Origin of the sequence: Martelella mangrovi, from assembly GCF_040545495.1 — a bacterium.
In the GTDB taxonomy this organism is placed as follows: Bacteria; Pseudomonadota; Alphaproteobacteria; order Rhizobiales; family Rhizobiaceae; genus Martelella; species Martelella mangrovi.
The window spans coordinates 375,383-387,294 of the sequence record NZ_JBEPLY010000002.1 but is presented as its reverse complement, the minus strand read 5'-3'; the positions used below and the strand labels follow the sequence as shown (position 1 = coordinate 387,294).

9 protein-coding genes are annotated in these 11,912 nt (G+C 60.1%); 8 read left to right on the top strand and 1 reads right to left on the bottom strand.

The window, feature by feature from the left end:
• The first annotated feature begins 178 nt into the window (after window positions 1-178).
• Both ABID12_RS04115 and ABID12_RS04110 read left to right on the top strand, forming a co-directional pair.
• On the top strand, window positions 179-1,477 hold the full coding sequence (locus ABID12_RS04115; RefSeq protein WP_354433297.1) for an amidohydrolase family protein: 1,299 nt from the start codon (window positions 179-181) through the stop codon (window positions 1,475-1,477).
• 104 nt (window positions 1,478-1,581) lie between these two features.
• Entirely contained in the window at window positions 1,582-2,640 is a 1,059-nt protein-coding gene (locus tag ABID12_RS04110) for an aldo/keto reductase (RefSeq protein ID WP_354433209.1), read from the top strand.
• Window positions 2,641-2,703: 63 nt separating this feature from the next.
• Here the strand turns inward: ABID12_RS04110 and ABID12_RS04105 are convergent, their stop codons facing one another.
• Window positions 2,704-3,918: a ubiquinone biosynthesis hydroxylase gene (locus ABID12_RS04105; RefSeq protein WP_435528158.1), complete on the bottom strand. Its 1,215-nt coding sequence runs from the start codon at window positions 3,916-3,918 to the stop codon at window positions 2,704-2,706.
• A gap of 123 nt (window positions 3,919-4,041) precedes the next feature.
• Here ABID12_RS04105 and tesB point away from each other — a divergent pair, with 123 nt between their 5' ends.
• From tesB to xth, 6 genes are all read left to right on the top strand, one after another.
• Window positions 4,042-4,932, top strand: a complete 891-nt coding sequence (gene tesB, locus ABID12_RS04100; protein ID WP_106303571.1) for an acyl-CoA thioesterase II — start codon at window positions 4,042-4,044, stop codon at window positions 4,930-4,932.
• A gap of 356 nt (window positions 4,933-5,288) precedes the next feature.
• Window positions 5,289-5,639, top strand: a complete 351-nt coding sequence (locus ABID12_RS04095) for a P-II family nitrogen regulator (RefSeq protein WP_018064835.1) — start codon at window positions 5,289-5,291, stop codon at window positions 5,637-5,639.
• Between the two features lie 22 nt (window positions 5,640-5,661).
• Window positions 5,662-6,987: an ammonium transporter gene (gene amt / locus ABID12_RS04090; RefSeq protein WP_354433207.1), complete on the top strand. Its 1,326-nt coding sequence runs from the start codon at window positions 5,662-5,664 to the stop codon at window positions 6,985-6,987.
• Between the two features lie 217 nt (window positions 6,988-7,204).
• Complete coding sequence (locus ABID12_RS04085) at window positions 7,205-9,940, top strand: FtsK/SpoIIIE family DNA translocase (RefSeq protein ID WP_354433206.1); 2,736 nt, start codon at window positions 7,205-7,207, stop codon at window positions 9,938-9,940.
• 100 nt (window positions 9,941-10,040) lie between these two features.
• The gene (locus ABID12_RS04080) at window positions 10,041-10,775 is read left to right on the top strand and encodes an outer-membrane lipoprotein carrier protein LolA (RefSeq protein WP_354433205.1); all 735 of its coding nucleotides are present in this window, start codon (window positions 10,041-10,043) and stop codon (window positions 10,773-10,775) included.
• 64 nt (window positions 10,776-10,839) lie between these two features.
• The gene (xth, locus tag ABID12_RS04075; RefSeq protein WP_435528157.1) at window positions 10,840-11,652 is read left to right on the top strand and encodes an exodeoxyribonuclease III; all 813 of its coding nucleotides are present in this window, start codon (window positions 10,840-10,842) and stop codon (window positions 11,650-11,652) included.
• Window positions 11,653-11,912 lie beyond the last annotated feature (260 nt).

Genomic DNA, 11,912 nt, shown 5'->3' with positions numbered 1-11,912 from the left:
GTTCCTGAAGTAGTTTGTTTACAGGCCTCTTCTCCCTTTCTGCGTCATGCTCGGGCTTGACCCGAGCATCCATTGGCCTCTCCCTGCTGAGGGCCTTGAGTGGATCCTCGGGTCAAGCCCGAGGATGACGCATCTGAGAGAGGGAGGCGTTCAGAAAAAGAGAGTGCGAGCCAAGACCATGTTCGACCTGATCATCAAAAACGCCAACCTTCCCGATGGCCGCAGGGGCATCGATATCGGCATTGCCGGCGGTAAGATCGCCGCGATCGAGAAGAACCTCGCGGCAGAGGCCGGCGAGGTCATCGACGCGACCAACCGGCTGGTATCGCCGCCCTTTGTTGATCCGCATTTCCACATGGATGCGACGCTGTCGCTTGGTCTGCCGCGCATGAATACCTCCGGCACACTGCTGGAAGGCATTGCGCTTTGGGGTGAGTTGCGGCCGACGTTGACGAAAGAGGCGCTGGTCGAGCGCGCGCTTGCCTATTGCGACCTTGCCGTCAGCCAGGGCCTGCTGCACATCCGCTCCCATGTCGACACCTCCGACCCGAAGCTTGTCACCGTCGAAGCGATGCTGGAGGTGAAGGAGCGTGTTGCGCCTTATTTCGACCTGCAGCTCGTGGCCTTCCCGCAGGATGGTTATTACCGCGCTGAAGACGGCGTCAAATCGCTGGAGCGGGCGCTGGATATGGGCGTCGATGTCGTTGGCGGCATTCCGCATTTCGAGCGCACCATGGCGGACGGCACGAAGTCGGTGGAGGCGCTCTGCCGCATCGCCGCAGACCGCGGTCTGCCGGTCGACATGCATTGCGACGAAACCGACGACCCGATGTCTCGCCATATCGAAACACTGGCCGCCGAGACCGTGCGCTTCGGCCTTCAGGGCCGGGTGGCCGGCTCGCACCTGACCTCGATGCATTCGATGGACAATTACTATGTCTCCAAGCTGATCCCGCTGATGGCGGAGGCTGAAATCAACGCCATTCCCAACCCGCTGATCAACATCATGCTGCAGGGTCGCCACGACACTTTCCCGAAACGGCGCGGCCTGACGCGGGTGCGCGAACTGCTGGCCGCCGGCATCAACGTCGCCTTCGGCCACGACTGCGTGATGGACCCGTGGTATTCGATGGGCTCCGGCGACATGCTGGAAGTCGCCCATATGGCCGTTCACGTGGCGCAGATGTCCGGCGTGGGTGACAAGAAGGCGCTCTATGACTGCATCACCGTGAATTCGGCAAAGACGCTCGGTCTGGAAGGCTACGGCCTTGAGGCCGGCAACCCGGCCAATCTCGTTATCTTGCAGGCCGAGGATGTGGTGGAGGCCCTGCGGCTGAAGCCGACCCGGCTTGCGGTGCTGCGCGCGGGCAAGGTCATTGCAAGGACGACGCCGAAGATCGCCACGCTCTCGCTGCCGGACCGCGCGGAAACACTCGATTACGGCATCAACCCGACAGGGCGTCCGGCTTTGGGATAATGTGAACAAAATTTTGTCCCGGAACGTTCTGTCATCGATGTTCCGCATCTCTTACCTATGTCAGGTAAGAACAGGCAATTCACATAACCGGAAAGGATAAGCACATGCAGTATCGTTCACTCGGCCGTTCGGGCCTGAAAGTTTCGGCACTCACGCTTGGCACCATGACGTTTGGCGGCAAGGATGGCTTCTCCAAGACCGGCAGTACCGATCTGCAAGGCGCGAGGCGCCAGATCGATATGTGCATCGATGCCGGGGTCAACATGATCGACACCGCCGATGTCTATTCCGCCGGCGTGTCTGAGGAGATCGTCGGTGAGGCGATTGCCGACAAACGCGACCGGCTGCTGCTGGCCACCAAGGCGCGGTTCCCCGCATTTGAACAGGGGCCGAACGATCGCGGTCTGTCGCGGCATCATCTCATCCGTGCCTGCGAGGCCAGCCTGAAACGACTGAAGACCGATTATCTCGACATGTACTGGCTGCATGAATGGGATGGCCAGACACCGCTGGAAGAAACGCTTGCGGCGGTGGATGGTCTCGTGCGCGCCGGCAAGGTCCGTTATGTCGGGGTTTCCAATTTCTCCGGCTGGCACCTGATGAAAATGCTGGGCATTGCCGAACGGGAAGGGCTGGTGCGCCCCGTGGCCCAGCAGATTCACTATACGCTTCAGGCGCGTGAAGCCGAATACGAACTTCTGCCGATCGCGCTTGATCAGGAAGTCGGCGTTGTGGTGTGGTCGCCGCTTGCCGGCGGGCTGCTGTCGGGCAAATACCGGCGCAACCAGCCGGAACCCGAAGGCACGCGTCGCGCGGCAGAATGGAAGGAGCCGCCGGTCAGCGATATCGAGGCGCTTTATGACATTGTCGACGTACTGGTCAATATCGCCTCGGCCAAAGGTGCGACGCCGGCGCAGGTGGCGCTTGCGTGGCTTCTGGCGCGTCCGGGCATTGCCTCGCTGGTCATCGGTGCGCGCACCGATACCCAGCTTGCCGATAATCTCGGTGCTGCCGAACTGACGTTGACTGAGGAAGAGTTTGCCCGGCTTGAAGCCGTCAGCCGGCCGCCGCTCATCTACCCCTACTGGCATCAGGCCTGGACCGCCTCGGACCGCCTGTCAAAGGCCGATCTGGCATTGATCGCACCGTTTTTGGAAGACTGAGCGGCCGAAAACCGTTTGTGAACGCTCCCGCGGCAACAATGCTTCGGGAGCGCCTGAATACCGTCAGAGCGGCTCGCCGGCCAGAAGCTTCGGCTTGTCGTGCATGGTGCGGCCTGCAGCCTCTTCGATGAAGAAGCGCTTCAGGCCGGGCATGCGGTCGACAACACCGAGGCCGAAATCGCGGGCCATGCGCACGGGGCCGATATCGTTGGAAAACATCCGGTTGAGGATGTCCGTCGTCATGCCCATGCGCACCGTGTCGAAGCGTCGCCAGCTCTGGTAGCGCTCCAGCGTGTCGACAGCACCGATATCGAGGCCCATGCGGTCGGCCTCGACGATGGTCTGTGCAAGGGCTGCGACATCCTTGAAGCCGAGATTGAGGCCCTGGCCGGAAATCGGGTGGATGCCGTGGGCGGCATCGCCTGCCAGCGCCAGACGCGGCGCGATGAAAGACCGTGACAGCGTAAGCCCGAGCGGAAAGGCCCGCCTGCTGCCCGCAAGGCTGAGCTTGCCGAGATGATGACCAAACCGGCGTTCCAGCTCGACTTCGAACACCATGTCGTCGCTTTCGACAAGCCGTTTGGCATCGTCGGTGCGTTCGGTCCAGACCAGCGACGAACGATTGCCCGTCAGCGGCAGGATCGCGAAGGGGCCGGCGGGCAGGAAATGCTCTTCCGCGCGGCCGTTATGCGGGCGTTCATGGGCAACGGTCGTGACGATGCCGGACTGGCCGTAATCGAACTTCACCGTCTTGATGCCGGCCATGTCGCGCAGGCGCGAGCGCACGCCGTCGCAGGCAACCACCAGCCGCGTGGGGATTTCCTCACCGCCGGCAAGCGTGATTTTCGCATGGCCGCCGGTGTTTTCAAAAGCGGTCACAGCGGCCCCGTGGCGGATGGTGATGCCGAGTTCGCCGGCTTTTTCGCGAAGGGCCCGCACCATGGAAACATTCGGGATCATGTAGGCGAAGGGTTCGTCCGCCGAGGCGCGGTCGGCAAAGGTCAGGAACACCGGCTTCACCGGCTCGCCCGTTTTCGAATCGGTGACGATCATGTCGTTGATCGGCTGGGCGTCGTCCTTGATGCCGTCCCACAGCTCCAGCGTCTTCAGCATGTTGATGGCAGCGGAGATGATGGCCGAGGCCCGCTCGTCCTTCTGCCACACATGCTCGGGGGCGGCTTCCATCAACTCGATATCGAGGTGCGGCGCTGCCATCTTGGTGGCAACGGCAACGGAGAGACCGACATAGCCACCGCCGACGATGATGATGTCTTTCATTTCGCGCTCCCTTCGGGTTTTGCCGGCATTCACCGTTTGCATTCGCTGATCTATCGATCAGCACCTGCGAAGCTGCTATACGGCATTCAAATACTTAAAGCGATATATAGGGAACTGTTTTTGATGTCACAGGCCAATAACGCCCAAAGCGACAGCGTGCTTGCCGAACTGCTCGATCTCGAGCGGCTGGAAGAAAATCTTTACCGGGGGCAAAGCCCGGTCACGACATGGCAGCGCGTTTTCGGCGGGCAGGTGGTGGCGCAGTCGCTGGTCGCTGCCCAGCGCACGGTATCGGAAGGCCGGTTTGTCCATTCGCTTCACGGCTATTTCATGCGGCCGGGCGATACCCAGGTGCCGATCATCTTTCAGGTGGAGCGGTTGCGCGACGGCGGCAGCTTTTCCACCCGCAGTGTGCGGGCGATCCAGCACGGCGAGCCGATCTTCATCATGACGGCGTCCTTCCAGATCGAAGAGGACGGATTTGACCACCAGCAGGCAATGCCGGATGTGCCGCCGCCGGAAGCCCTGGTTGCAAGCGACATCATGAATGACAGGGAGAATGCTCCAGCGCCGATCCGCAATTACTGGAAGCGGGAGCGCCCGATCGAACTCAGGCCCGTCGATCTGGACGAGTTCCTGTGGCGCAACAAGAAATCCACACGCCAGTGTATCTGGATCAGGGGCAATGGCGTGCCGCCGAAGGGCAGGGACTACCAGACGGCATTTCTGTCCTACATGTCCGATATGACGCTTCTGGACACGACCCTCTATCCGCATGAACGCTCGGTGTTTTCCGACGGTATTCAGGCAGCAAGCCTTGACCATGCCGTCTGGTTTCACCGGCCCTTCGATATCGCCGACTGGCTTCTCTACGTGCATGAAAGCCCCTCGGCCGGCAGTGCGCGGGGGCTCGCCTATGGCAAGATCTTCACCCGTGACGGCACGCTGGTCGCCTCGGTGGCGCAGGAAGGCCTGATCCGGATCAACGAGAATGTCCGCCCGTTTTACGAGTAAGGCGGTGGCCGGCATCTTGCTGTCTCGGCCGCGGGCCTGAAGGGTCCGGGCAGGCCGGTTTTGACGGTTGTCAGAAGACGCTTTGAAATGACGATTATCATGAACCTTGGCGACGCATTGTGGCATGTGCGTAAAATTTAGGCATTTGCTGCAATTTGCGCATCGGCGCGCCCCAACTTTGCCGCTGTTTTGTCATGATGACAGTGCCGATATAAAAATATCATAAAAATCAATAGTTTATACAAGAACTTCGAATCTGGCACGGACTTTGTATGTGTAGGATAGGCCGCTGACGGATTCGCCTGTCCAGGCGGTAAGGAGATTCGGGTTCTCAGGAAGCCGAGGGTAAACAAAGGATGGGAAACCAGATGAAAATTGTGATGGCCATCATAAAGCCGTTCAAGCTGGATGAGGTGCGCGAAGCCCTCACCGCTGTCGGCATTCAGGGCCTGACCGTCACCGAAGTGAAGGGTTACGGTCGGCAGAAGGGGCACACCGAGATTTATCGCGGCACGGAATATGCCGTCAGCTTTCTTCCCAAGCTGAAGATCGAAGTCGCGGTCGCCGCCGATGTGGTTGAGAAGGCTGTCGAGGCAATCGCCTCCTCCGCGAAGACCGGCCAGATCGGTGACGGCAAGATCTTTGTCTATTCCATCGAACAGGCCGTGCGCATCCGCACCGGCGAAACAGATTCCGAAGCGCTGTAAGTCAGCAGGGGGTAATCAGTCTATGTCTTCCAAACTCAAACTTTTTGCGGGCGTTACTGCGATTGCGGCGGTCTCTCTCGCTCTCCCGGCCCTGGCGCAGGAAGAAGTGGTTGAGGTCGCTGAAGTTGCCGGCATGTCGGCCGCGGCGACCGAAGTATTCAACACACTGCTGTTCCTCGTCATGGGCTTCCTGGTCATGTGGATGGCCGCTGGCTTTGCCATGCTCGAAATGGGCCTGGTGCGCAAGAAGAACGCGTCCATGCAGGGCCTCAAGAACGTCGCCATCTATGCCATTGGCGGCCTGATGTTCTGGTTCACCGGTTATAACCTGATGTATACCGGCGTTGACGGCGGTTTCATCGGTTCGTTTGGTCCTTACGTCTTCCCGGGCCCCGGCATGGATGACGGTTCCGCCGGCTATTCGGTTGCTTCCGACTGGTTCTTCCAGATGGTGTTCTGCGCCACGACCGCTTCCATCGTTTCCGGTACGGTCGCCGAGCGTATCAAGCTCTGGCCGTTCCTGATCTTCACCGTCATCCTGACCGGTATTCTCTATCCGATCACCGGCTCCTGGCAGTGGGGCGGCGGCTGGCTCGCTGAAATGGGCTTCTCCGACTTCGCAGGTTCGACGCTCGTTCACTCCGTTGGCGGCTGGGCCGCTCTGGCCGGTGCTCTGGTTCTGGGCGCGCGTACAGGCAAGTACTCGGCTGACGGTACGGTTAACCCGATGCCCGGTTCCAACATTCCGCTGGCTGTTCTTGGTACCTTCATCCTGTGGCTCGGCTGGTTCGGCTTCAACGGCGGTTCGCAGCTTGCTCTGGGTTCGATTGCCGATGCCGGTGACGTTTCGAAGATCTTCGTCAACACCAACCTGGCTGCCGCATCCGGTGCCGTTGTCGTCATGATCCTTCTGCAGATCATCTACAAGAAGGTCGATGTCACCATGGTTCTCAACGGTGCACTCGCCGGCCTGGTCTCGATCACGGCCGAACCGCTGACGCCGTCTGTTCCGGCAGCGCTGTTCATCGGTGGTATCGGTGGCGTTATCGTCGTCATCGTTGTTCCGCTGCTCGACAAGCTGAAGGTCGACGACGTCGTCGGTGCGATCCCGGTTCACCTGGTTGCCGGTATCTGGGGCACCTTCATCGTACCGCTCACCAATGACGGCACCTCCTTTGGTACCCAGATCGTCGGTATTGTATCCATCGGTGCCTTTACCTTCATCGTATCGCTGGTGATCTGGTTCATCCTCAAGGCTGTCATGGGTATCCGTGTCTCGCCGGAGGAGGAAGCCGACGGTCTCGACAAGTCGGAAGTGGGCGTCGAAGCCTATCCGGAATTCATGTAGTTCCGCTGATCCCATACGGTCCGCGTCATGCGGGCCGCACGAACCCGGGCCTTGTGGCCCGGGTTTTTTATTGCGCCGAAGCGGTGCTGTTTTCGATGGTTAAAGAGGCTTTAACCCATGGCTGCTAGCCTTGCCGGCGATGCCCCTTGTCCCGGTGCCTGTCGCGCCGGGACAAGGGCAGAACCGAATCAGAACTCAGTTTCAGGAACGGATGGACATGGCGGCACGAGCAGAGCGATACGGGGAAAAGAGCAGCGGAGAATTTTCCTTTACCGGATTTGTGCGGCGCTATGTTGCAGCCCTTTTCGGCTTTGCGCTGTTCGTTGCCCTGTGCCTGGCAATCGCTGCAATGGCGACGTGGAATGTCGACGACCCGAGCGGCTCGCACGCAACCGGACGACTGCCGACCAATATTCTCGGATATGCCGGCGCCAATTTTGCCGATCTCACGATGCAGTCTTTCGGTCTGGCAAGCGTGTTCGCGCTGCTGCCGGTGCTGTCGTGGTCGCTGGCGCTGATGGCGGGCCGCCGGATCTATCGCAAACCGTCGCGCTTCTTTGCCTGGGTCGGCGCCGCCCTTGTGACCGCGGCCGTGCTCGGCTGCTTTCCCGCACCGCCGACCTGGCCGCTGCCGAACGGTCTCGGCGGGGTTTCCGGCGATCTGATCCTGCGGTTTCCCGCGCTTTTCATCGGCCATTACCCCTCCGGCATGTCCGCACTGATCGTCGGCGCCATCTTCGTGGTGCCTGCCTTGTTCCTGCAGCTTTATGCCGCCGGCCTGATCGTGCGTCAGCCGCCGGTGATTGTGGAAAAGCCCGCTGCTCGTGAGTTCGATCATGACCCCGGCGCTCCGTCGGTCGCCGATCTTTCCGAAGAGCGCGACGGCTTCTTTTCATTTGCGCCGCTGCTCGGCCATCTGGCCCATTTCTGGTACATTACCCGCGCCCGTCTGAACCGTCTGTTTGCCCGAAAGGACAAGGACGACGACGACATGTTCGACGAGCCTTATGATTTCAACGAGGACAATTTCGAGCGGCTCGATGACGATGGCGCTCAAACTGGTCCGGCCTATCTGCGGCGCGGTGAACCGAGCCTTGTCGACCCGGAAGCCTGGCGTGAAGAAGGTTATGCCCCCGTCGATCCGCCGCCTTTCGATTATGACGACCGCAATAACGGCTTCGATCCGGGATACGATGAAGACGACGACTATGACGACCTGCCGGACGGTGTCCTGAGTGCCGATTTCGATATGCCCGCAGGCCGGCAGAACGGCGCCGGGGCGGTGGACAGCCCCGCGGCCAATCGCACCACGGTGTCGCGCGAACAGCCGCGCGCACCCGTTGTGGCCGCGCCCGCGCCGCCGCCGCGCCCGGCCAGTGTCGAAACGGTGCGCCGCCCCATGCGCGACGCAAAGCCGCATTCCGGTCATTTCGAGCTTCCCTCGCATGCGCTTCTGGCCGAGCCCAAGGGGCTTTCGCGCGACAAGGCGCTGTCCAAGGACGTTCTGGAAGACAATGCCCGCACGCTGGAAAAGGTGCTGGCGGATTTCGGCGTCAAGGGCGAGATCATCCACGTCCGGCCCGGCCCCGTGGTCACGCTTTACGAGCTGGAACCGGCCCCCGGCATCAAATCCTCGCGCGTCATCGGCCTTGCTGACGATATCGCCCGGTCCATGGCCGCGATCTCGGCGCGTGTCGCCGTCATTCCCGGCCGCAATGCCATTGGTATCGAACTGCCGAACCCGCACCGCGAAACCGTGTTCCTGCGCGAGATCGTCGCCAGCCAGGATTTCCAGAATTCCAAGGCCAAGCTTGCCATGGCGCTCGGCAAGACCATCGGCGGCGAAAGCGTCACCGTCGATCTTGCCAAGATGCCGCATCTGCTGATTGCCGGCACCACCGGCTCCGGTAAGTCGGTTGCCGTCAACACCATGATCCTGTCGCTGCTTTACCGGCTTTCGCCGGAACAGTGCCGGCTGATCATGATCGACCCGAAAATGCTCGAACTTTCCGTTTATGACGGCATCCCGCATCTCCTGTCGCCGGTGGTGACCGACCCGAAAAAGGCGGTCGTCGCGCTGAAATGGACCGTGCGCGAGATGGAAGAGCGCTACAAGAACATGGCCAAGCTCGGCGTGCGCAATATTGACGGCTTCAACAGCCGCGTGCGTCAGGCGGCGGAAAAGGGCGAGACCCTGTCGCGCACCGTCCAGACCGGCTTTGATCGCGAAACCGGCGAGGCGATCTACGAGACGGAAGAATTCAATCTGGAGCCGATGCCCTATATCGTCGTGATCATCGACGAGATGGCCGATCTGATGATGGTGGCCGGCAAGGATATCGAAGGCGCTGTCCAGCGTCTGGCGCAGATGGCGCGTGCCGCCGGTATCCATGTGATCATGGCGACCCAGCGCCCGTCGGTCGATGTCATTACCGGCACGATCAAGGCGAACTTCCCGACCCGCATTTCCTTCCAGGTGACGTCGAAGATCGACAGCCGCACCATTCTGGGCGAGCAGGGCGCCGAACAGCTTCTCGGCCAGGGCGACATGCTGCATATGGCCGGTGGCGGACGCATTCAGCGCGTTCACGGGCCGTTCGTTTCCGACCCGGAAGTCGAGGAAATCGTCGCCTATCTGAAGACCCAGGGCACGCCCGATTATCTCGACGCGATCACGGCCGACGACGATGAGGATATGGTCGATTCCGACGGCGGCAGCACCTCCAATCTTTCCAAGTCGGATGACCCTTATGATCAGGCCGTGGCGATTGTGTTGCGCGATGGCAAGGCCTCGACGTCATACGTCCAGCGCCGGCTCGGCATCGGCTATAACCGCGCGGCCAGCCTGATCGAGCGGATGGAGGACGAAGGCGTCATCGGCCCGGCGAACCATGCAGGGAAACGCGAAATTCTGGTGCCCACGGAGCGCGATATCATTGAAGGGAGCAATTGACGCCCCATCTTTGTCTGCACGCACATTCCGGCGGACCTGCCCAGAAAAAGCCGTCTTGGCCGGGCAGGGAGCCTCTATCAGAGTTTCAGGATGTTGACACATGAATGACCGCAACGTGACCACGACCCTTCGCACCAACCGGTCGCGCCGGCTTTTTCTGGGCGGGATTGCCGCAGGGACGGCGCTGTTGATGACAGGGGCCGCGCTGGCGCAGACCGCGCCGACATCCGGCGATGTGCCACTGCCGACCAAAAGGGATGGCGCACAGCAGGTGGCGCAGGTTGCCGCCGCCCCGTCCGACGTTGCCCAGAAAATCGCCAATCATTTTTCCTCGGTAAAATCGATGACCGGCGAGTTCATGCAGTTCGGCCCGCGCGGCGATCAGACCGGGGGCAAGTTCTACCTCGAACGGCCGGGAAAGCTCCGCTTCGATTACGACGCGCCATCGACACTGAAGGTGATCGCGGATGGCCGCAATGTCGCCGTCGGCAATGGCGATCTCGATACCTGGAATTTCTATCCGCTGTCGCGCACGCCGCTCAGCCTGCTGCTGGCGGACCGGATCGACCTGCAGAACCGCATGGTGCGCGATGTGCGCCAGCAGAGCGGGCTGACCGTCATCGTGCTTGGCGACAAGTCGGTGTTCGGCGATCAGGTGATCACGCTGATGTTCGATTCCAGCACGTTCGAGCTGCGCCAGTGGACGATTACGGACGCCCAGGGCAAGGATACCACCGTGATCCTGTCCAATGTCCGCACCGGCGTGAAATTCGGCCGTTCCGTTTTCCGCATTCCCTACGACCAGATCATGGCCAGCCCCGGCAGCAGCGACTGACGGCCTTCCGGTCAGCTTGAGAATCGCCTATTGCTGATGCCGCTTGAGCAAAGGCAGGAAAGGCGTGGATTTGGAACTGAAGCTTACCACCTGGAATATCAATTCGGTGCGCCTGCGCCTGCCGATCGTCTCGCAATTCCTTGAGGAACACGCGCCGGACGTTCTGTGTCTTCAGGAAATCAAGTGCCTGAACGACCAGTTTCCCTACAAGCCGCTGCGCGCGCTTGGCTACGAGCACATCGCGGTCCATGGGCAGAAGGGTTATCACGGCGTGGCGATCGTCTCGCGCCTGCCGTTGGGTGAGGGATTTTCGACCGATTACTGCGCCATGGGCGATACCCGCCATATCGCCGCCGTGATCGATGTCGGCGGCCGCAAGATCCGCCTGCATAATTTCTATGTGCCGGCCGGGGGTGACGAACCGAACCCCGAGATCAACCCGAAGTTCCGCCACAAGCTTGATTTCATGGAAGAGATGAAGGCGCTGAAGGCGGATGCCGGCGATGGCGTCAGTTCAATTCTGGTGGGCGATCTCAACATCGCGCCGATGGAACATGACGTCTGGTCGCACAAACAGCTGCTGAAGGTGGTCAGCCACACGCCGGTGGAAACCGAAGGCATGAAGGACCTGATTGCCGCGGGCGGCTGGACCGACCTGATGCGCCATGTCACGCCGGCGGAAGAAAAACTCTACACCTGGTGGAGCTACCGCGCCAAGGACTGGAAGGCGGCCAATCGCGGGCGCAGGCTCGACCACATCTGGTCTTCGGCCGATCTTGTCCCGGCGTTCAAGCGGTTTGAAATCCTCACCGATGCGCGCGGCTGGGAAAAACCGTCCGACCACGTGCCGGTAACCGGTTGGTTTAAATTTGGTTGACGGATTGTATTTACAAAGTATAATCTGACGTTAGGAAGAATAGTTAAAGGCCACCCCATCTCAAAGGGCTTTGCCCTTTGAGATGGGGTGGCCTGCAAAAATTACTTAATTTAAATATATTTTTTCTTGTTAAGGAATTAATTTTATTAAAGTCTAAAGAATTAATATGGAACTCATTTCTATTATTTTGCATTATCTTTAGTTTTATTTTTTTAATTATTGTATTTTTCCTATTGATTTTCATTTTTGTTAACTCGAAA